This window comes from Paenibacillus cisolokensis (assembly GCF_050481165.1).
GTDB lineage: Bacteria > Bacillota > Bacilli > Paenibacillales > Paenibacillaceae > Paenibacillus_AH > Paenibacillus_AH cisolokensis.
Genome location: NZ_JBCNFP010000018.1, coordinates 38,515 through 60,713 on the forward strand (window position 1 = coordinate 38,515; position 22,199 = coordinate 60,713).

General features: G+C 58.9%; 16 protein-coding genes. 10 read left to right on the forward strand and 6 right to left on the reverse strand.

Annotation, left to right across the window (positions count from 1 at the left end):
* The first annotated feature begins 122 nt into the window (after positions 1–122).
* Complete coding sequence (locus tag ABEV74_RS03820; RefSeq protein ID WP_430143532.1) at positions 123–1,016, forward strand: aldo/keto reductase; 894 nt, start codon at positions 123–125, stop codon at positions 1,014–1,016.
* A 126-nt stretch (positions 1,017–1,142) separates the two neighbouring features.
* Positions 1,143–2,261 (forward strand): N-acetylmuramoyl-L-alanine amidase family protein, encoded by a 1,119-nt coding sequence (locus tag ABEV74_RS03825; RefSeq protein WP_430143534.1) that lies wholly within the window; start codon positions 1,143–1,145, stop codon positions 2,259–2,261.
* A gap of 134 nt (positions 2,262–2,395) precedes the next feature.
* Here ABEV74_RS03825 and ABEV74_RS03830 read toward each other — a convergent pair whose 3' ends face one another.
* The 6 genes from ABEV74_RS03830 to ABEV74_RS03855 all read right to left on the reverse strand — a co-directional run bounded on the left by ABEV74_RS03830 (position 2,396) and on the right by ABEV74_RS03855 (position 8,716).
* Positions 2,396–2,617: a hypothetical protein gene (locus ABEV74_RS03830; protein WP_062496277.1), complete on the reverse strand. Its 222-nt coding sequence runs from the start codon at positions 2,615–2,617 to the stop codon at positions 2,396–2,398.
* Positions 2,618–2,716: 99 nt separating this feature from the next.
* Positions 2,717–3,538, reverse strand: a complete 822-nt coding sequence (locus ABEV74_RS03835) for a hypothetical protein (RefSeq protein ID WP_430143536.1) — start codon at positions 3,536–3,538, stop codon at positions 2,717–2,719.
* A gap of 227 nt (positions 3,539–3,765) precedes the next feature.
* Entirely contained in the window at positions 3,766–4,692 is a 927-nt protein-coding gene (locus ABEV74_RS03840; protein WP_430143537.1) for a MerR family transcriptional regulator, read from the reverse strand.
* Between the two features lie 281 nt (positions 4,693–4,973).
* A complete protein-coding gene (locus ABEV74_RS03845) occupies positions 4,974–5,555 on the reverse strand; it encodes an LOG family protein (protein ID WP_062496257.1) in 582 nt (193 codons plus the stop codon).
* A gap of 157 nt (positions 5,556–5,712) precedes the next feature.
* The gene (locus tag ABEV74_RS03850; RefSeq protein WP_430143539.1) at positions 5,713–6,786 is read right to left on the reverse strand and encodes a helix-turn-helix domain-containing protein; all 1,074 of its coding nucleotides are present in this window, start codon (positions 6,784–6,786) and stop codon (positions 5,713–5,715) included.
* Positions 6,764–8,716, reverse strand: coding sequence for a cache domain-containing sensor histidine kinase (locus ABEV74_RS03855; RefSeq protein WP_430143540.1), 1,953 nt, complete (start codon positions 8,714–8,716; stop codon positions 6,764–6,766). Before ABEV74_RS03855 ends, ABEV74_RS03850 begins: the two co-directional genes overlap by 23 nt.
* 242 nt (positions 8,717–8,958) lie before the next feature.
* Between ABEV74_RS03855 and ABEV74_RS03860 the strand changes: the two genes are divergently transcribed.
* The 8 genes from ABEV74_RS03860 to ABEV74_RS03895 all read left to right on the forward strand — a co-directional run bounded on the left by ABEV74_RS03860 (position 8,959) and on the right by ABEV74_RS03895 (position 22,012).
* Entirely contained in the window at positions 8,959–11,268 is a 2,310-nt protein-coding gene (locus ABEV74_RS03860; protein ID WP_430143541.1) for an Ig-like domain-containing protein, read from the forward strand.
* Positions 11,269–11,339: 71 nt separating this feature from the next.
* On the forward strand, positions 11,340–12,752 hold the full coding sequence (locus ABEV74_RS03865; RefSeq protein WP_430143543.1) for an ABC transporter substrate-binding protein: 1,413 nt from the start codon (positions 11,340–11,342) through the stop codon (positions 12,750–12,752).
* A 24-nt stretch (positions 12,753–12,776) separates the two neighbouring features.
* Positions 12,777–13,742 (forward strand): carbohydrate ABC transporter permease, encoded by a 966-nt coding sequence (locus tag ABEV74_RS03870; protein ID WP_430143545.1) that lies wholly within the window; start codon positions 12,777–12,779, stop codon positions 13,740–13,742.
* 27 nt (positions 13,743–13,769) lie between these two features.
* Positions 13,770–14,594: a carbohydrate ABC transporter permease gene (locus ABEV74_RS03875; RefSeq protein WP_430143546.1), complete on the forward strand. Its 825-nt coding sequence runs from the start codon at positions 13,770–13,772 to the stop codon at positions 14,592–14,594.
* Between the two features lie 112 nt (positions 14,595–14,706).
* Entirely contained in the window at positions 14,707–15,189 is a 483-nt protein-coding gene (locus ABEV74_RS03880) for a class I SAM-dependent methyltransferase (RefSeq protein ID WP_430143548.1), read from the forward strand.
* 938 nt (positions 15,190–16,127) lie between these two features.
* Complete coding sequence (locus ABEV74_RS03885; protein WP_430143549.1) at positions 16,128–20,336, forward strand: glycerophosphodiester phosphodiesterase family protein; 4,209 nt, start codon at positions 16,128–16,130, stop codon at positions 20,334–20,336.
* Between the two features lie 303 nt (positions 20,337–20,639).
* Positions 20,640–20,918 carry an alpha/beta fold hydrolase gene (locus ABEV74_RS03890; protein ID WP_430143551.1) on the forward strand — a complete coding sequence of 93 codons (279 nt, stop codon included), beginning with the start codon at positions 20,640–20,642 and terminating at the stop codon, positions 20,916–20,918.
* Positions 20,919–21,037: 119 nt separating this feature from the next.
* Positions 21,038–22,012 (forward strand): acetylxylan esterase, encoded by a 975-nt coding sequence (locus tag ABEV74_RS03895; RefSeq protein WP_430143553.1) that lies wholly within the window; start codon positions 21,038–21,040, stop codon positions 22,010–22,012.
* The last annotated feature ends 187 nt before the right edge of the window (positions 22,013–22,199 follow it).

The window sequence follows — 22,199 nt, forward strand, 5'->3', positions numbered from 1 at the left end:
CCAATTTCGGGCGATGCGGCCGACAAATGTGGATTTGGTATTTTTCAACAATAGGCCTGTATTTCCTGATAGAATAGAGTCAAGTCTGAAAGAAACGATCGAGGGAAGGGGATGAGAACGGCATGGCAAATAGGGAAGCGATTATGCGGATTGCCGAGGCGAATGCGAAGCGGACGGTAACGTTGCCGGACGGTACGCGAGTACCTGCCCTCGGGCAAGGGACGTGGAACATCGGGGACAAGCCCGGAAGCAGACAATCGGAAATTGCGGCGCTGCGGCTGGGCGTGGAGCTCGGCATGACGTTGATCGATACCGCCGAAATGTACGGGGAAGGCGAGTCGGAGCGGCTTGTCGGGGAAGCGATTGCCGGGATGCGGGACCGGGTGTTTCTCGTTTCCAAAGTGTATCCGCACAATTCCGGCCGGGACCGGATTGCCGCCAGCTGCGAAGCGAGCCTGAAGCGGCTCGGCACCGATCGGCTCGATCTTTACTTGCTCCATTGGCGGGGACGTGTCCCATTGGATGAAGTGGCGGAAGGAATGGAGCGGCTGAAAGAGCAAGGGAAAATTCTCCGCTGGGGTGTTTCCAATTTCGACGTTTCCGATATGCGAGAGTTGTTCGAAACGCCGAAAGGGGCCGGGTGCGTGCTCAATCAGGTGCTCTATCATCTCGGCTCCCGCGGCATCGAGTACGATTTGCTGCCGTGGCAGCGCGAGCGGCGCTTGCCGACGATGGCCTACTGTCCTCTGGCGCAGGCCGGTTCGCTCCGGAAAGGACTGATCGATAACGAGACGGTTCGGGACATCGCCGCGGATCGGAATATTACGCCTTTCCAACTGCTGCTGGCGTGGTGCATTCGCGGCGGGGACGTGATCGCCATTCCGAAGGCGTCCTCCGAGAATCACGTATGGGCCAATGCCGAAGCGGGCGCACTGATGCTGACCGAAGAAGAGCTGCAGCGGCTCGATAGCGCCTTTCCTCCGCCCACTCGCAAATTGCCGCTGGACATCGTATAACACTCCAAACGTTAAAAAACAGGAGTTTAGGAGGGTCACAGCCCCGCATGATTCTGGTATACTCGATCTGGAAACTTTTCGGCAACAGAAAATAGAGTAGAAAGACGACGAAACAAAGGAGAGCCTATGCGAAAAACATACTGGGTTGCCGCTATCCTCTGTATCGTGCTGATCGTTCCGACATTTCGCATTGCCGAGGCAAGTGTCGCCGGGGCCTATATCGTCAACGCGGACAATCTGAACGTCCGCAGCGAGCCGTCTAAAAGTGCCGATGTAATCGGCAAGCTGAACCGGGGCGAACAGGTTGAAGTTACGAAGGAGTCGTACGGATGGTATCGCATCGATGCCGGAAGTGTCGAAGGCTGGGTAGCCGGTTATTATTTGAAAAAGGCAAGCGAAGCCAAAAGCGGCAAAGCTTCGACGGCAGCGATTCAGAAAGCTAACCATAACCTGGAGCAGCAAGGCACGGTCACGGCCGACTCGCTCCGGGTTCGCGAAGGCCCGGGCACATCGCATCCCGTTATTGCCGGCTTGAAGCAAGGGGACAAATTAACCGTGTTGAAAGCCGACAACGGGTGGCTGAACATTCGTGTCGGCGGAACGACCGGGTGGGTTTCGCAAGCCTACGTCGAAATGGACGGAGCCGCGCCGGCCGTGCAGACGGCCTCGGTCTCCCGGAGCAGCGGGAAGCTGCAGGGCAAGCTGATCGTCATTGATCCCGGCCACGGCGGCGACGATCCCGGGATGATCGGCACGACGCTGGAAACGATTGAGAAAGAGTTGAATCTGAAGACGGCCAAGCTGTTGCGGGACGAGCTGGCAGCCCGCGGAGCGAAGGTAATCATGACGCGGACGAAAGACGGCAGCAACCCGAAGCTCTCGGAACGAGTCGACATCAGCGAACGAAATGCGGCCGATGCCTTCATCAGCATTCACTATAATTCCTCGCAAAAAAATACATCGGGTACGCTGGCTTTCTATTACGCGGATAAGGACGAGCTGTTGGCCCGCGCGATCGCAAGACGGCTGTCGGACGGCATCGGATTGAAAAACAACGGCGTTTCGTTCGGCAACTACCATGTGCTGCGTGAAAACGACCGGCCTGCCGCTTTGCTGGAGCTGGGCTTCCTGTCCAACGCCAAGGATGAGAAGATGGTGCGCACCGAACAGTACCAGCGCAATGCCGTCGTCGCCATCGCCAACGGGCTGGCCGATTATTTCGCCGGCAGCGCATCCCGGGTATAAGATTGCCCTCGGCAAATATCGAAGAGCCTGGCCCGATCCGTCGGGGCCGGCTCTTCGCTGTATTGTGCCGTTAAACATTCGTTCACTCGCATTCGTACCCGATTCCGCGCCGTGAATGGCCGGAACGGCTGCGCTCAGGACGGCCGGCGCCTCGTCTCGAAAAATTCGCACTCTTGCCGCGGATGGTAGGCGATGTCGCCAACGCCCGTCTGCACGACGACGGTCCTGTTGTCAAAGCGGACGATGACGCCGCCGGAATCGATGACGTAATCGTCCCGGAATACGCGCAGCGGATGCTGGCGCTCCATCGCCTCCTGAAAATCGCGGTCCGTCTCCAACTTGCGATATTGCGCCACAGCCATCTCTCCTTGTCATGGTCGTTCCTGCTGTCCCCATTGTAGCGCATAATCGGCACGATGCAAGCCGGACCGGATAATCGGACAATCCGTCTGCGATCAGAGCAAGGTTCGCAGCCGCGCGTCGGCATTGGCGATCGTCTTTCCGATCGAACGTTCCATTTCGAGCATCTTCTCCTTGAGCTTGACGTTGTCGGCGCACAGCGACAGCACGATGCCAAGCGCGTCTGCCGCCCTCGCGGCATCCTTCCGGCCAAGCGCCTTGGTAAAGTTGCTCCAGGCCGGCGACAGCTGCTTGTTCAGAGCCGCGACCGCTTTTCGCTCCGCGCTGATCCGTTTTTTGACGGCATCGGTTTCCTTCAACATGTCGCGGATGCCGCTCTTCTGCTTCGCTATTTCCCGCTTGGCTGCAGTCAACTGCTCCTTGCGATTGCGAATGTCCGCGCGGGCCAGCTCGATAGCCGGCTTCATGCCGTCCGCCTGCTTGCGGATGGCGGCGGCCAATTCCTTGTTGCCCAGCGATTTGGCCAGATCGGCGCTGTCGCGCAGGGCGTCATACGTGGCGAACAACGGCTGATACTTGTCGGTCGTCTTCTGAATGGCCGTCTCCAGCTGCCGGATTCGGGCTGCGCCAATTTCGTTGATCCGCTTCCGCACCTGGGCCGCGTATTGATTGTTGGCGGCGCTCGCCGACTTCAAGTCGCTGTCCAGCTGCAGCTCCTTCTTCTGCAGCAAAGCCAGCTTGTCGTAATCGGTGCGAAGACGAGATTTGAACGTTCCGGAGGCGGCGGCGACCGTTCCGTCCAATCTGGCGGCGACCGATTCGGTCATCGCCAGCTTGGCGGCGGAAACTTCGCTTCCAACCGGAATCAGCATGGAAAAAAGAAGAATCAAGACGACGGCCGACCATTTGCTGCGCATTATCGCTACCTCCCGTCATGCCGCGCCATTGCGGCAAAAAAAGCACCCGCAAGCCGGACCGTAGAACGATCCTTTGCTTGCGGGTGCTTCCCACAATGTGCGAACATATGTTTTGAATCGATCATAACGTATAGCAATTGCGGTGTCAAGCGGATCTTTTCCGGATACCGCGATACGATGCGTCGCAGCATCGTCTCGGCGGAAGATCGAATATCGCCGTCCGGCATTCAGATCGTCAGCATGCCATAGTCGTCGTAGCGCAAGTTCAAATCCCGTTGAAGTCGCCCAAGCGTCTCCAGATAGTTCCGATAGTCGGCGCTCAGAATGCGCATTTGCTCAACGAACACATCATAGAAGCCCGCTCTGTCGAGACTGTCCTTGAGCTGGCGGGTCAACGCCACCTGTTCCCGGTTGAACGGCAATTTCCCGAATTGTTCGGCTTGCCGGCGCATTTCCTCCTTCAGCGATTCGTATTCCGGCTCCGTCGGCGATATGAAGCGTTGCAGCGATTCCCGGTACGCGGCTGCTGCTTCTTCGATTTCTGCCTCGCTCATCCGGTCGATTTGCGCGGCCAGGGCAGGGGGGATATCGAACGGTTCTATGCCGTCAACGTAGTCGACAAGCCGTTTCCAGGCCGATTCTTTATCCTCGCCCGCAAGGGGCTCGTGCAGAAACGCTCCGAAGTGAAGGGCCATAAATTTGCCCATCGTTCCGGGGAACAGCTCCATTAGCTTGCGGCGCATATAGTCGTCCCGCCGTTTGCGTTCCTGTTCCGCCGCGTCGGCCCAAAGGTCCGCCTCCCGTATCCGCGACCGGCCGCCGTCTTCCGGCGCCTGTTCGGCCGCTTCGATCAAGACCGACAGGGCGTTGCGGCAGTGTTCCAGTTCGGACGCTGCCGTTTCGATCCGTGTCAGTTGTTTTCGAAGAAGAGAAACAGCCTGTTCGGGATGCTGCAGCATCGTTTGGATATCCCGTATCGGCATGCCCAGCCTGCGAAGGGTGCGGATATACCGCAGCCGTTCGATATCGTCCGAAGTATAGATGCGGTATTGATTGGAAGAATCGGTGGCTGGAGCGAGCAGGCCCGCCTGTTCGTAGTAGTAGATCGCTTTGCGCGTCAAACCGGTCAGTCTCACCGCTTCCTTGATCTTCATAATGGCATCGCCTCCCTGCAATTGACTATAAACGATTCCCCCGGGGAAAAGTCAAAGCTTTTTGCCATAAGCAGCTTGACCCGCCCAACCCCGATTATTCGACATGTTCAGACGACCGGCCGGTTTTATGACGCTGCTGTAGTTCATCAAAAGGTATGTTTAAATAAACGACATTCCATTAACGATTGGCGGCGTCGCCCCGCATGGGGCGGCGCTGTTTTGTCATCCATAAAAGCTGCGGCACCCTCCTTGCGGGAGGGTGCCGTCTGTGGTCGTGCCGGCTACACTTTCAGTTCCGCCCATTTATGCTCCAAAGCGGGGCGCTTGTAGCCGGCCAGGCTGTCGAGCAGCTCGGCTGCCCGGTCGTGCAATACGAACAACTGAAGATTGGAAGACTTGGCGAATCCGGCTTCGACGGCATGCGAAACCATCGCGACGAGCGGATCGAAAAACCGGTTGACATTGAGCAGCCCGACCGGCTTCCGGTGAATGCCGAGCTGGCTCCAGCTCAGCGCCTCGAACAACTCCTCGAACGTCCCGAGCCCGCCCGGCAGAGCGACGAACGCATCCGCCAGCTCGGACATGAGCGCTTTGCGCTCGTGCATGTCGGCGACTTCCCTGAATTCCGTCAAGCCGGTATGGATCATCTCGCCCGCGAACAGTCCGCGTGGCATAATGCCGGTCACTTTGCCGCCGCCGCGCAGCGCGGCATCCGCCACGCGGCCCATCAGCCCGATTCGGGAGCCGCCGTATATAAGCTCGATGCCCCGTGCGGCGAGCTCCGCGCCGAGCGCCTCGGCCGCTTCCGCATAAGCGGGCGAAGCGCCGGCGTTCGAACCGGCAAACACGCATATGCGCTTCATCTTGTAGCCTCCTCCGTCAATGCCGCCTGTCCGGCGGTCAAACCGTACATACTCCAGCCTATCATAAATCCGCCCGGCTCGAAATCCCCCTCTTGCCCCTCCGGATGCCCGAACTTGTTGCCGGCTGTCGACGGGTGACCGACATCGACATGATTATTCACTCCGGGCCGCGATATGCTTGCCCGCTGCGCAACTGTTTGCGGTAGGCGGTCGGGGTGAGACCGTACATTTTTTTGAACGTTTTGCTGAAATGCGGATAGTCCGAGTAGCCGACCTGCAGCGCAATTTCCGTCGTCGAATTGTCCGTATCGGCAAGCAGCTCCCTCGCTTTCGCCATCCGCAGCCGGGTCAGATGCTGCACGAACGTGACGTTCATCTCCTCCTTGAAAGACCGGCTCAAGTAAGGCACGGAGATGCCGAGCGCATGAGCCACTTCCGTGAGCGACAGTTCCTCCCGCGTATAATGCTCCTCCATATAGCGGACGGCGCGGCGAATGTAATGCCCGGCCCCGAGATTCCGCGAGGCGCGGATTTCCCGGATCATGGCGGATACGGCCTGGCGCAGGCGATCCGCGGCGCCTTCCGCATCCGCGGGCCAGTCAGCGCCCGCGCCGCGGGCGCGTTCAAAGCGGAAATTGCGCTCCTCAAGCGCCGCTTCGACGGCGGCGATAACGCTTTGCGCATAGGCGCCGCTGTCTTCGCTATTATGCGCATCCGCCGCCAGACGCTTGACGATCGCCTCGAGCGTTCCGGCGGCTTTATCTTCGGCAGCCGACCAGATATGTCCGGCAAGCTCGCGCGCCAGCGGCTGCAGCGCCAGAAACCGCCGATGGCGGTCCCGGAAGTCCTTCTCGCTGCTTGCCAGCTGTTCGCACACGCGGCGCAGCGTCTGCGTGAACTGCTCCGGATCGACGGGCTTGAGCAGGAAGTCGCTGACGCCGTAGCGGAGCGCCCGCCTGGCATACTCGAACTCGTCATACCCCGACAAAATAATAAACCGGATGCCGCTTCGCTTCGCCTGTGCCGCCTCGATAAATGAGAGTCCGTCCATCTCCGGCATGCGAATGTCCGTCACGACGATGTCGGGCGAGCATTCGTCAAGCATTGCGAGCGCTTCCGCGCCATCTTCGGCTTCGCCGGCAACCGTCAGGCCGAGGCCCGACGATTCCATCAGCTTGCGCAGGCTCAAATGGATCATATGCTCATCGTCAACGATCATGACGCGGTACATCGCTTTCCCCCGCTTTCATGTCTGGATTGTCCGTTTGCAACGGAAGAACAATTTCGATCGTCGTGCCGCTGCCCGGCGACGACTCGGCGATGCGAAGCCCGAACGGTTCCCCGAAGTTCAGCCGGATACGCCGGTGCACATTGACGAGGCCGATCCCGCCGTGTCCGCCGCCTCCGCTTGCACCGCCTCCGCCGCTTGCACTGCCTGCGCCGTCCGTCAGCGGTCCCGTCTGCGCCGTCTGCCCTTCCGGCTTGTCGCCCGCTATGTCGTCCGTTCCGTCGCCGGAAGCGAACAGCCGGTTGTAGCGGTTCATCGTATCGGACGGCATGCCGGCGCCCTTGTCTACGATGCGCAGCGTGAAGGCGTCCGCGCCCGGCTCTCCGATAATGCCGATATAGGAAGGCTTGCGGTTCCGGTACCCGTGTACGAAAGCGTTCTCCACGACAGGTTGAAGCGTCAGCCGGACGGCGGATACCCGGGGAAGCCACTCCTCGCCGACCGCGATTTCGACGTGCAGCTGCCGGAATCTGGCGCATTGAATGTCGAAGTACGAACGGATATGTGCGATCTCATCGGCAAGCGTGACGGTATGCTTGGCGTTTCCGGCATTGTACCGGAACATATGGGCGAGGGCGGTTGTCATTTTGCTGATCGCCCAATTATTTTCCACGATGGCATGCGAATTGATAATTTCGAGCGAATTGTATAGAAAATGCGGATTGATATGCGACTGCATCGCCTGCAGCGACGACTCCTTCTGCTTGATAATCAGCTCCTGCTCCTTCACCTTGGAGGAATGCACCTCGCGCACGAGCCGGTCCAGCTCGCCGGTCATCCGGAAGAAGCTGCGGAATACGGAACCGATCTCGTCGCTGCGCTCCACGATCTTCTTCGGACGGATATGGAAATCGCCATTTTCGACTTTGGCCATCAGCTTCTGCAGAAAGGTCAGCGCCCGCGTGATCGTGAGCGAGTAGCCGCCGACGATCGCGAGCGCGACGAACAGCATGGCGCTGCCGACCGCCAGGGCGATATTGCGCATCCGGATGAGCGGACCGGTCATCGTCTCCAGCGGGATGTCGGCGGCGACATGCCAGCCGGTAAGCGGGGAATAGCCGTGAATGACGATTTCGCCTTTGCCGCTCCCTGCCGACTCGTTCCGGTAATATCCGCTCCCTTCGCTTCCGAGTCGAGCGAGCGTCGCTTCCGGCAGAGGCTTACCGATCCTGCTTTCGTCGGGGTGATAGATCATTTGTCCGTCGCTATCGGCAATCCAGACATTGATATCGTTCAGCGATGCGTTTTTGCTGATATGGGCAATTTGCTCCAGGTTGAGATCGATGAGGAGCAGCCCTTCATACCGGTAAGTCGTCGCGTTGTGAAGCTTGCGGGCGACGGTTAGCACGGGCGTCGCGCCGACGCGTCCCGGTCCAAGTATCTGAAAGTTGTCCCATTGGTCCATTTTCGACAAAAACATTTTGTTCCGTTCCCGGATGACGCTCATGTCGATCCAGCCTTTGGCTTGTGTGAAATCGGTTATTTGCCAGTTGTTGCTCGCCACCACCGAAAGTCCGACAATGTCCGTCCGGCCGTATACCGTTTGGGAAAACAGCTCTCTCTCCATCGTTTCGGCAATGTGGAAATATTGATAAGGCGTGAAGGACGGACGGCTGATAAACTGCTGGATTTGCGGGTGATTGACAAACGGGAACGTGGAGTTTTCAAGGTTGGAAATATACAAATCAAGATAGGCATTCGTCTGCCCGACGATGCGGGAATAGGTGGCGATCGCCGCCGCCTCGATCGTTTCCGTAGACGATCGGTACCAATACCATCCGATGACCATGACCGGAAAACAGATGAAAAACCCGATGATGATGATGAGACGCTGGCTGATCGTGATCGTGCGTACTGCATCGGTTTTCGCCATGGCGGTGTTCCCCCTTGAGCGCATGGACGGCATCCGTCCGGGTCGTATCAAACATTTTAGCAAAAAAACACAAGTTGTAAATAAAAACACATGAGAGAACGACGTCATTTTTTTATAATGCAGTAAAAGAAACCGCTTTAACATAACATGAAAACGGGAGGTCGAGGTTTTTTCAGAGCATCATCTGCATTTTGTGTTAGAATTTCTGACAAAAACTCCGAAGAGAAGAGGAGAGGGCGACTATGGCTATCAAGCTACGAACTGCCCGAACGGGAAAATCGGACGAACGCGTACGCCGCATCGCGCTTCTGCTGTTTGCGGTTTTGCTCGTTCTCCCGGGAGCGGTCGCTCCGGCGCAGTCCGCGTCAGCCGAACAAACCGCCGTCCAAACGCCGCAGCTGACGATCGATACCCATACGGACGGCGCGAGCGTTGCCCCCGGCATCGTCCGGATAGGCGGGACATATACGAACGTCTATGCCATCGAGCTGATCGTCAATGCCGGAAAACTGCTGGACGCTCATCTGGACGACCCGGACGGCGACGACTCGGGCGTCTGGTATGCGGAATGGAATGCGGCCGAATATGACGGCGCGGTCGAGCTGGTCGCCCGCGGCGTCGATGCGGCGACCCGCTATGCAGCCTGGTCGGAACCGGTTCGCGTCAGCGTGGATAATCCGAGGGCCAATATTCCGGATGTGACGATTGTGTCGCCGGACGACGGCGGCACGGTCGGGGACAGCGCCGACATCCGCGTTGCCGTGTCCGCCCGCAACCGGCTCAAGCAGGTGCAGGTTCGCGTCAATGGCGGACCGTGGCGCAACGCCGCACGAAAGCAAGACGGGACGTACGTCGTGAAGTGGAATTTCCGGTCATCCGGCGAACGGTACTTCAGCATCGAAGCACGGGCGACCGACGCGGAAGGGAATGTCGGACGCAGCCTGTCGACCTACGTGCGGACGGCCGGCGCCGTGCCGGAGCCGACGCCGATTCGCGATCGGGAACGGTCGATGTGGATCTGGGAGAACGCATCGTATAATCTGATCCTGAATCCCGGCTCGCGGCATGTGCTCGATGCGATGGCGTCGGACACCGCAACGTTCGGACAGGAGCCTGTCCGCACGCTCTATCTCGGCATCGCCGCCCATGAAGGGATCGACATCGCCGAGGACGAGCGGCAGAAGCTGCGCGACTTTGTTTCGTGGGCGCACGGGCGCGGCTACCGCGTAGAGGCGCTTATCGCCGGAGGCACCGTCCCGCCGTTTTTCGGCGCGTATGAGCGGTACCGCAAGGAGGCTTTGCGCGAATTCGAGAAGGTGCTGAACTATAATCTGTCCTCCGCTCCGGACGAGCGGTTCGACGGCGTCAACGTCGATACCGAGCCGTACATTTTGGCCGACTTCAAAACCGATTATCCGCAGCTGCAGATCGAATATCTCGACATGCTGGCGGCGCTTATGGAGCGCAAGGAAGCGTCCGGCCTCGGTCTCTCCGTCGGCCCGGCGATTCCGCGCTGGTACGATTCGTCGCCGACGGCGGAGAAGATCGTCTGGAACGGGCAAGAGAAGTGGCTGTCCGAGCATATTCAGGATATCGCCGATTACATCGCCATTATGGATTACCGCGATCAGGCGGAAGGCAGCCCCGGCATCATTGCGCAGGCCCAGGGAGAGATCGACTACGCGAACGCCATCGGCAAGCCGAACTCGGTCGTCATCGGCGTCGAGACGAAAGACATCGCCGACGGGGGCGATCCGGAGACGATCAGCTTCCGTGAGGAAGGGCGCGATTACATGGAGCGGGAGCTGGACAAGGTAGAAGCCGCTTTCGGCGACAACCCGTCGTTCGGGGGCATTGCGCTCCATCATTACGACACGCTGCGGGAGCTGCCGTCGGCCTGGGGACCCGAGGCGCGGTTCTGGCAGCCGCCCGCCGATTCGAAGCCGCCGTCCCGGGTCGGTTGGCTGAAGGCGGAAGCTTTCGACCATCAGCGGATCGACATCGCTTACGGCCGGGCGAAGGACAATGGGGAAGTGAAGGAATACCGCATCTATCGCGGCACCGAACCCGGTTTTCCGGCGGACGAAGCCCATCTGGCCGGTACGGCGCGCGGGCTGAACTTCCGGGATCAGGGGCTGTTGCCGGGAACGACATACTACTACAAGGTGAGCGCCGTCGATATGGCGGGCAACGAAGGACCGGTATCCGCCAGGGCGTCTGCGTCCACCGGACAGACGTCGCTGAAGCCGATGATCGTCCAGGGCATGAGCGTCGCTTACGACGGCAGCCGTGCAACCGTCACGCTGCGCATCGTCGATCTGGAGACGGGCGAGCCCGTTCCGGCGACGGTTCACGGGCGGTTCACCTTCATGGGCGGCAGATATATCAGCGCCGCAACCGGAGCGGACGGCGTCCTGACCGCCTCGTCGGAAGCGGTGTCCGCTGTTTCGGGCGAGATCGGCTTCGCGCCGCGCCGGGTCATGGCGGCAGGCTACTACTGGGCCAGCGCCTACGACGATCCGCGCGAGGCGTCCGCCGTCTGGGGGCCGTAATCCGGCGGCGAAGCTTTGAGGTCATTCGGACATTTTAATATACAAGATAAGACGACAGGGGGAAAACGAACATGAAAACAAAGAAATGGTCGATCGCGCTGCTGGCTGTCATTCTCGCAACGGTACTGGCGCTTGCCGGTTGCGGCGGAGGCGGCAGCACCGAACCGACGGGCTCGACAGATGCGGGCGAAGGGCAAGGCGCCGAAGGGACGGGCAGCGGACCGTCCGGTCAGACGGAGCCGTCCGGGCAGAATGAGCAGGTAGAAATTACACTCGGCTATTACTCGGATGCCAAGTCCGACGCCAAGATGAAAGAGCTGATCGAGAAGTTCAAAGCGAAGCATCCGAACATTACGGTCAAGACGCAGAGCGCGCCTTACGGGCAATTTTTCCAAAAGCTCGACACGCAAATCGCCGCCGGTCAAGCGCCGGACGTATGGTTGTCCGACGGCGTATACGTAATGAAATATGCGGAACGCGGCGCCGTGCGCGAATTGACCGATTGGATCGAGAACGATCTGAATAAAGACGACTACTACGGCCTCGATTTCAACAAGGACGCGGAGGGACGGTATTGGGCCGTGCCGCAGGGCATCCAGGTCGGCGTCCTGTTCTACAACAAGGATCTGTTCGACAAGGCGCAGGTGCCGTACCCGACGGAAGACTGGACATGGGAAGATCTGAAGGAGACGGGGGCCAAGCTGACGGTCGACGCAGCGGGCAAGACAGCGGAGCAGGACGGCTTCGACAGCAACAACGTCAATCAGTTCGGTCTGACCTTCTTCAGCATTACGGAAGGCTGGTTCCCCGTGTTGAAGAGCTACGGCGGCGGCGTTCTCGACGAGACGCTGACCAAGTCGATCGTCAATTCGCCGGAGAACAAGCAGGCGGTCGAATGGATGGTCGACGGCATGAAGCGGGGCATCATTACCGATCCGGTCGACCTGAAGAGCTTCCAGAGCGCGATGGCGGTGTTCCCGAGCGGATCGGCCGCGATGCGGATCGGCATTTACTCGCGGGTACTGGCGGCCAACGAAGCGGGATTGAACTACGACGTGACCTTGCTGCCCAAAGGGCCTGACGGCAAGCGGTTCTCGCCGGTCATCGCCAACTCCTGGGTGATCAACGCCAAATCCGACGACAAAAAAGCCCAGGCTGCCTGGGAATGGATCAAATTTTGGGCAACCGAGGATGAGGTGCAGCGCGAATGGGCTGCGCTCGGCGAAGCGGTGCCGGTCAAGAAATCGGTGGCGCAATCGGATGTGTTCCTGACCCAAAGCGACAAGCCGGCAAACCGCAAGGCGTTTCTGGACAGTCTGGAATTCGCCGGTACGCTCGACAGCAATGCGGTGTGGGAGGAATGGGTCGGCAAGTTCAACGAGCATGCGCAGCGCGCGTTCCTCGGCGATACGACGGTCGATGAAGCGCTCGCCGCGGCCGACAAGGATATTCAAGGCATCCTCGATACGTTCTATCAGAAATAAGCGCACGAAAAGGCGGGACACGACATGACCAGCAATCAACAGACAGCCGGACGGGCGCTGACCGGGGCGGGGCCGTCCCGGTCAAAACGGCGCAAATGGCTCGATCAGGAAGGGAGATGGGGGCTGCTCTTCGTCTCCCCTTATCTTATTCATTTTATTGTGTTCGTTGCCGGCCCGCTGGCCGCCTCGCTCTATTTCAGCCTGTCGGATTACGATATGCTCAATCCCCCCAAGTGGACGGGGCTCGATAATTACGCCAGGCTGCTGCATGATCCGCTATTTTGGAAATCGCTCTGGAACACGCTCTATTTCGTTATTCTGTTCGTGCCTTCGCAGGCGTTCCTCGCGCTGCTGCTCGCGGTGGCGCTCAATCGCAAGCTGAAAGGGCTCAAGCTGTTCCGGATGGCGCATTTCATACCGGTCATCTCGTCCTGGACCGTTATTTTGTACGTGGCCGACTCGGTATTCAATCCGCGCTTCGGCTTCGCCAACGCTTTCCTGACGCGGATCGGGCTCGATCCGCAGCGGTGGCTGCAGGACGAGCAGCTTGTCATTCCGCTGCTTGTGCTGATCGCCGTCTGGAAAGGGATCGGTTACATGATGGTCATCTATCTGGCGGGGTTGCAGAGCGTACCTGGCGATCTGTACGAGGCGGCGGATATCGACGGAGCCGGCGCGGTCCGCAAGTTCCGGGCGATTACGCTGCCGCTCATCTCGCCGACGACCTTTCTCGTCATTGTGCTTAGCACGATTTCGACTTTCCAGGCGTTCGAACAAATTTACGTGCTGACGGGCGGTGCGGGCGGCATTACCGCGGCGGGCGGTCCGAACAATGCCAGCCTCGTGCTGATGCTGTATCTGTACCGCGAAGGGTTCGCCTTCATGCGGATGGGCTACGCTTCCGCGCTCGCCTGGGTGCTTTTCACCATTCTGTTCGTGCTCACGCTGCTTCAGCTGCGGCTGCAGGGCAGATGGGTCCACTACGATTGATCTTCATGCAAGAAAGGAGGACGCCCGATGCGACGCAAAACGGCTGCCGGCATTATCGGATGGACGGTCGTGCTGATCAGCTCGCTGGTCATGCTCGTGCCGTTTCTGACAACGCTGTTCAATTCGCTTAAGACGTACAAAGAGTATACGGCTGTACCGCCCAAATGGTTACCGGAAACGTTCCAGTGGTCCAACTATTCGGAAGTGCTCAAGCTCGGTAATTTCGGCGCGTATACGATGAACAGCTTCATCGTGGCGCTGCTGTCCGTCGCGGGCGCGCTGCTGTCCTGTTCGCTCGTCGGCTACGCTTTCGCCCGGCTGCGATTTCCGCTCAAAAATGCCCTGTTCGTAATGGTGCTCGGCACTATGATGATTCCGCCCGTCGTCATCATCATTCCGCATTTTATCATTTTCAACGAATTGAACCTGCTGGACACGCTGACCCCGCTATGGGTCATCGAATGGCTGGCTCAGCCGTTCGGCATCTTTCTGATGCGCCAGGCGTTCATGAACATTCCGAAGGAATACGAGGAGTCGGCGAAGATGGAGGGCTGCAATCCGTTTCAAATCTATTGGCGCGTCTGCATGCCGATGGCGCTGCCGACGCTGGCCACGCTGGCGATTTTCACGTTTATGGGCAAGTGGAACGAAATTTTGGCGCCCGTTATCTACTTGACGACGAATGAGAAATATACGCTGCCGATCGGCATTTTGTCACTTGGCGGACAGTGGTTCGGCAATGAGCAATATATGGTCGCCGCGGCGCTGCTCAGCCTGCTGCCGATTCTCGCGGTGTTTCTGTTCGCGGAGAAATATTTCGTCCAAAATCATGTCAGCTCGGGCATCAAGTAGAAGCGAAGACGCTTATTGATGAAACCTATAGAGCGAATAGAAATGATATATTTCACTTATGTTCCTGAATGTGCCACACTGGTTGCAGATCTTCATGCAAGGAGGCGGTGGCATGTGTCCGAAGCACAACTGGCAGCCTGACTTGTACGACGGCAAGCATGGCTACGTATCGGCATTCGGGAAGGACGTCGTCCGGCTGCTTCGGCCGGAGCCGGGCGAGCGCATTTTGGACGTCGGATGCGGAACGGGCGATCTGGCATACGAAATATCGAAGTCGGAGGCGATCGTCGCTGCACTGGATGAAGAACGCCCCGCAGGTGGCGGCATGTATATGGGATGTATTGCGGCCCGGCGGAAGATTTGTCGCATGACCTATGCCGTCCATTTCGACCGGCCGACTCCGATGGAGGACGGGGAGAGGGGGCTCCATCACTGGCTTGCCGCTTATGCGGGTTCCTTCTTCGCACCGTTTACGGAATCGGAAAAGGCCGATTTATTCGACAAAATCGCGGCCAGGTTAAAGCCCATGCTGTTTGAAGACGGAGTTTGGCGCCTCGATTACAGCCGGCTACGGATTGCCGCGGTCAAGCCGTAAATAGTGCGCGCGGCCGGATCGTCGCGTGCGGATAAGGCCCTGCAGGCGCAGTGGCGGCACCACGAGCCGTAAAAAACGGGACTTTCGGGAGTTATCCCCGGAAGTCCCGTTTTTATCTAGATTAAAGAAAGTATAAAACTCACTTCCTATTTGCCTGTACGTCCTCCGTCAAATCGTCGTCCGTCCGTCGGCGCGCCCCGTCTTCCGTCTAATCGTCTCCGGTCTGTCGGTATGCCCCGCCTTCCGTCAAATCGTCGGGTCCCGTCGGGGTGCTTCGTCTTCAGCGCCCCCGTCTCCCGGCAGATTGCGTTGGCGAAATCCTGCGAAAGTGCAGGAATTTTGGCCCGAATAGATGACTATGGCGCGAAATCTTGCAAAAATACAGTAATTTTTGGAAATTCTCGCTTGTCTGGCTTGAACGGATCAAAAAAACTGCATTATCGCAGCAATTTTCGCGTTTTGGTTCTTTTACGCCCGGAAATACTGCACTTTTGCAGCTTTGTTCTTTTATTGGGTTTCTATCTTCCGGATGCCAGCCGCCGCGGAGCCGGAGTAAAGCAATTTCGAGACAGGCGGCAGTTCACAGCGGGGTAGCGCGAGCGAACGTAGAGGTTCGCAATCAGGCGCCCGGCGGGGGTGGCGAGAGCGAATAAGGACCTGGAGGTTCGCAATTAGTCGCCGGGTGGCGAGAGCGAATAGAGTTCTGGCCGCCATCGCGAAACAGTATCGTCCCCAGACAGAGACGAAGAAGTCGTTTTTGCTTGCGTCTCCCCGACGGCCTATTCGGCATGAAACTTCTGCGCCGGACATATGGTTTATACGGACGTAAATCGGACAAGCCCTTCATCAAAGCTTTATTCTCCGATAGCTCCCGGTTTACATTCGCATGTTACTCTGGAATAGATTGAAAAACGCTAGCTGAAAAGGGAGAGGATGAAATGAGGAGGAAAAGCAGGTACAGAGCGTTTATGCGCTTCGTATGCGCATGGACGGCAGCGGCTGTGGCGCTCGGATGGACGACGGGGATCGGGCCGTCCGGGGCGCATGCGGCGGGAACGGAGCGCAAGACGCTGCAAGCGTCCAGAAGCGCGGCAGCCCCCGTTATCGACGGCAGTCTGGACGAACCGATGTGGCAGGTGAACGAAGCGATCGCCGTCCCTTTCGGAGACGGTCAGCATCAAAATGCGGCATTCGGTATGCTGTGGGATGCAAACTACTTGTATATTGCGGTAAAAGCGGAGGACGATCGTCTTGTTCATAACGGGGCCGGATACTGGTTCGAGCAGGACAACATGAGCTTGTACTTCGATCCTTCCCTGCACCGTTCTGTTCATTTCGCAGACAGCGATATGCAGATCGGCATCGTGTATGCGCCGGATTCGTCGACGCCCGGGTTTTATTTCGGCGGGGCGCCAAATCATGCGGGCAAGGATGTGACCCGGATTTTGCGGGCGATCCGGACGACCGGGGACGGCTGGACGGCGGAGCTTGCCGTTCCATGGGACATGCTCTCCTTCGATCCGATGAAGCAGAAGAAGCTCGGATTCGAAATTTCGGTCACCGATCGCGACGATCCGGCCGGCCCCTCTCCTTTTCAGGCCTGGAGCGCTTATCAATCCGAATCGTTCTGGAACGATACGTCCGGTTACGGTGAAATCACGCTGAGCGACACGATTGCGGACGGCGCCGTAAACGACGTTTTGATCGATGAAAATTTCGACGGCTATGAAGCGGGCGCGGTAATACCGAACTGGATTTCCGGGGGGACTGACGGCAGTCCGCCGCTGACGGTTACGCGCGATACGTATGGCAACGGCCGTCTGACATTCGACGGCGGGCAGGCCGGCACGGAAGCTTGGACGCTCGCGCCCGCGCAATGGGACAATTATATCGTCGAGGCGGATATCCGCTTCGAAGAGCCGCCGGGCGATGCGGGCCGCGCCGGACTTCTGTTCCGCGCCGCTCCCGAAGGCGCCCCGCCTTACCATGAGGCGGCAATCCGAAGCGATGGCCAATTCGAGGTAGCGCAGCGCAAGCCGGACAACAGCCGGAACGTAATGGACGCCGGCCAAGCGCCGCCATTGGAGCCGAATCAAGCGTATACGTATAAATTGCGGGTGTTCGACCGGAACGTCAAAACTTATATAAAGGCGAAGGAGGACGGCGAGTTCACGCTGCTGTCGGACCGTTCGTTCGATTCCGGGCTTCAGGAACGGGGCAAGGCCGGGCTGCAGGCGAGCCAAAGCGCCGTATCCTTCGATAATTTCAAAGTGACGCGAATATTCGCCGCCAGCTTGAATATGGACGTGCCGGAAACGGTGGAAGCGCTGACCGGTCCCATTGCGCCGGTCTTCGCGGCGCAATTCTCGGACGGCATCATCGAACCGGTCGCCGCCGAACGGGTCAGGCTGTACTCCTCCGACGAGTCGGTCATCCGCATTATCGACAACCGGCTTTACCCCTTAAAGGAAGGGCAAGCTACCGTAACGGCGGTTTACGACCGGGCGGAGACGGTCCGGACGCTGACCGTGTCGCCTTCCGCGACCGGCGCCAAAGTCGTCGGCCTGAAGCATGACCGGGGCTACTTGCTGGCCGTCGCCGGACAGCCTGTCGACCTGGCGAGCCTCTCGTTCGAAGCGGAGTACAACGACATGACGACGGGGACGATCGCGGGAAGCGAATTGGACTGGGCGTCCGAAGACGACGGAATCGAGATCGGGAACGGCACCCTTATGGCGGATCGGAAAGGGATTTTCACGGTAGCGGCCGCCAAGGACGGCGTCTCGCTGCCGCTTACGATCGTGGCCAAAGACGCCGGCGAGCCGGTCTATATGCTGTACGAGGAGACGTTCGACAGCGTGCCGGACGGAGCCATGCCGCAAGGATGGACGCGGATCGAAGGGACGACGGCAGCGAAAGCCGCTGTTCAGGCCGGCGCGTTCGTGCTCGATGCCCGCTCGGCGCCGGACAATCCGTCGCGCGTGCTGTTGCCCGATTATTTAAGGCAATTCGGCGATTACACGATCGAAGCCGACGTCACGCACATCGCCGCGAACGATCCGACCCGCTGGCATTCGATCATGTACCGGGTGCAGCCCGGCAATTACCCGTATTACCAGATGGCGGTCCGCCAGGATGCGGCGGCGCCGAACGGCGTCGAATTCGCCGAACGGACGCCCGCGAACGCCTGGTCCGTTATCGAGAAAGGCCCGTATGCCGAACAGATCCTTCCGGATAAGCTGTACCGCTATACCGTCAAGGTTCGCGGGAACCGGGTCCAGCAGTGGATCGGCGATCAGCTGATCGTCGACACCGACCAGGCTTTCTCCTACGGCAAAGGCGGTATCGGGCTGCAGGCGAATGGCAGCGTGATGAAGGTCGATAATATCCGGGTTACGTTGCAGGAAGAGCCGCTGCCGCCGCTGCCTGCGGATCGATTCGTACAGGTAACCGAGCCGCAGACCGCCATCGCACTTGCGCCGACGATTGCCGCCTATCCCGATTCGTGGGAACGGTTGACGGCCTGGGCGGGCGAGCCGCAGGGACGTCCGGCCACCGTATTTCTGCATGTAAACGCCAAGCTTCACGTGACCGATCCGTCCGGCAAGCGGGCGATCGGCACGCTCGACGAAGCGCTGCGGACGATCGGCACGACGATGATTCCGGCCTTCTATGTGCGTCAGGCAGGCGCGGTTGATGCGCTGCTCGAATATGTCGGAGACGAGCGCATCGAAGACGCGTTTATCGTCTCGGATAAAGGCGACCTGATCCGGCGGGCCCGACAGGCGAATCCGATGCTGCGCGGCATTATCGACTACACGGGCAACCATGGGCTGTCCGGAAAGCCGAATACGAAGAAGCTGATGGAGATCGTGAAAAAAACGAACGGCTACTCCGCCAAGATTGCCTTGCTCCCGGAAGATGCCGCGACGGCCGACAACGTCGCCTATTTGCAAACTCGGCTTATCACGGTGTGGGCGCAGCAATCGGATAAAGGGAAGCCCGGCACGACGGCCGCCGCTTTGCCGGTTCACCGGCTCATTGCGGCCGGCGCGAACGGCATCGTCACCCGGGAGCCGGAGCGGGCCGCCGAGGCGCTCGGCATTTACTCGGCGCGCACGACGCTGGTCCGAAAGCCGCTCAATATCGGCCATCGCGGCATTCCCGCGCTTGCTCCGGAAAATACGCTCGAAGGTGCGGTGCTGGCGTACGAAATGGGTGCGGATATCGTGGAGAACGACATTTATTTGACGAAGGACGGACATATTGTCATCATGCACGATCCGACGATCGACCGGACGACGAACGGCAGCGGCAACGTTGAGGATTTTACGCTGGCGGAACTGAAGGGATTTAAGGCCAACAAGCAGTTTCCGGAGCAATATCCCGACGCCCGCATTCCGACGCTGGAGCAGTTTTTCAAGCGGTTTAAAGGGACGGATCTGGTCCATTTCGTGGAAATCAAAAGCTATAGGCCGGAAATCGTCGATGCGCTCGCCAATCTGATCGAACGCGAAGGTGTGGAAGATCAGGTCGTCATCATCTCGTTCAACGCCGATCAGCTGCGCCGCGTCCGCGAGCAGATGCCCTGGGTGTCGGTCGGTTATTTGACCGGCGGCTACGCGAACGAGGCGAACGTGAACAAGTCGCTGCGCGAAACGTTGAAGGCGATCCAGGGGCTGAACGCTACGTTCAATACGAGCTACGGCGGTCTCGGGCCGAACTTCATGGAAGCGGCCAAGCATCGGGGCATGACGATCTGGCCATGGACCTATCGCAGCGAAGCGGACTTTATTTCTTACTTCCTGTACGGAACATACGGATTGACGAACGATTACGCGCATTGGGCGTCCGATTGGGCGTACGGCATTCGCCCGGCCCAAACGTCCTACAAGCTGAAGGTGTTAGAGCGGACGGAAGTTTCCGCGGTGGCGGAGACGTATAAAGGCGATTCGATCGTCGTCCAGCCGGAGATCGTGCTGCTGGAAGGCGCCGACCTGGTGAAGGTGGAGGGCAACAGTCTGACCGGACTGAAGCCCGGCACCGCGCATGCTCTGTTGCGCTATACGGCGACGGTCGGAACGCAATCGTACGACCTGTATACGCAGCCGATCGCAGTGGAAGTCAAAGGCGGCAAGCCGCGATAAGAAGAGAGAGCGTGCGGAATTGCGGGTCTCGTAGAAAACCGCGTGCAAGCCGGCGGGGAGATGGTGTCGCGATACGGGCTGGATCGTGGCAAATCAGTACTAGTTCCAATCGAATCATAGGTATGAGATTAATTATTTATCTGGTAAAGTAAAAGTATCGGGCTTTTATCGGGCTTTCTTTGCCTATGCTTTCGCAGCCGTCCGTCTTCGTCCGATGTTCTGAATCGGGACGCTGACGGACGGTTTTCACGTTGGCCTCGCGTCTTTGTACGCCCGTAATCGAGATGAGGGAGGATGAGCCGAATGCCTTTCTGTAAAATCGGCGGCGCAAACTTGTATTACGAAGAGAGAGGCTCGGGGGATGCGATCATTTTTACGCACGGGCATTCGATGTTCCACGCGCAATGGCAGCCGCAGGTCGAAGCCTTATCCCCGCGTTTCCGCACGCAGGCGATGGCCGCGGCGATTCGAGGTTCCGAGCTTAGAATGGTTCCCGGAGCCGGCCGCTTGACGAATCTCGACAATCCCGAAGAAGTGAACCGGCATATCGAATCCTTTATGGCTGGCGTCTGCTCGTCATGAACGGTTGCCAGGGAGGCGGTGCGGATAAAGCGGTTTGGCCGCTGATCGAGCGGGAGGAAGCAGGTCGTCGATATTTTCATACATATCAGATGAGACGAGGAGAAGAGGGGGAGTCCGCATTGAATGCGATCGAAAGAAGGCGCAACGAGCTTCGCGCTTATACGCCGCCGCTGACGAGAACGGCCGAGGAGGTGGAAGCGTTCTGGCAACCGCGTCTTGCAGCGGCCGCCCGAAGGCCGCTGAATGTGCGGCGGGAGAGGACGGACGCCGAATTGTTCGGGGATACGGCGGTATATCGCGTAACGTACGATGCCCATGACGGCACGGCAATCGGAGCCTGGTTCATCGTTCCGCCTTCGGCCGCGGGGCAGCCGCATCCGTGCGTCGTGCTGTATCCCGGCTACAGTACAGACCGGGGATATCCGGAACGGCATGCGAAATGGCTGCTTGCGGGCTGCTGCGTTTTTGCGGTCGATGCGAGAGGGCAGGGCGGCGAAACGGGCAACGGTCTGACAAGCGGTGCCGGACAGGCGAGAGGTTGGATGACGCAAGGGCTTCTGGACCCCGAAGGAGGCTACTACGCGGCGCTGTTGCTGGACGCCGTCCGGGCGGTCGAAGCGGCGGCGGAGATGCCTGAAGTCGATGCCGCGCGCGTGGCGTCGGCCGGAGGCAGCCAAGGGGGCGGCCTCGCGCTTGCCGCCGCGGCGCTCGGCAGACGGGTCTGCGCGGTGGCCGCGGATATTCCGAATTTATGCCATCTGGATTACGCGGTGATGCATTCGACCGGATCGGTATCCGAAGTGGCCGACTATGTTAGCCGTCATCCGGAGCGGCTGGACGAAGTGCTGGAGCGCCTGTCTTATTACGACATGATGAACCTGGCATACCGGATCGAAGTTCCCGTCCTGATGTCCGTCGGCTGGAAGGACCCGGTCTGTCCGCCGGAAACGGTCTATGCGGCTTACAACCGGCTGACCGTTCCGAAAACCATCCGTGACTACCCGTTTCTCGGTCATCAGGTGCCGGAGTATCAGGGCCGGGAAACGCTGCTGTTCCTGCGCGAGCGGTTTCGGGTCTTGCGAGAGATGAAATGATCTTTAGTACCTAATATTTCGATTTATAGTCAAGGTGAAGAGTTGTTTACAGGAGATCGAGCTTCATTTAATATTTTGAATGAAAAAATCACACCGTTCAATCGCTTTGAGTCACTATCCCGCTACACGTACATATTGAACCTGAATTTCGAAAGTACGACTCTTTGAAAACGTGAAAAGGGCTCCA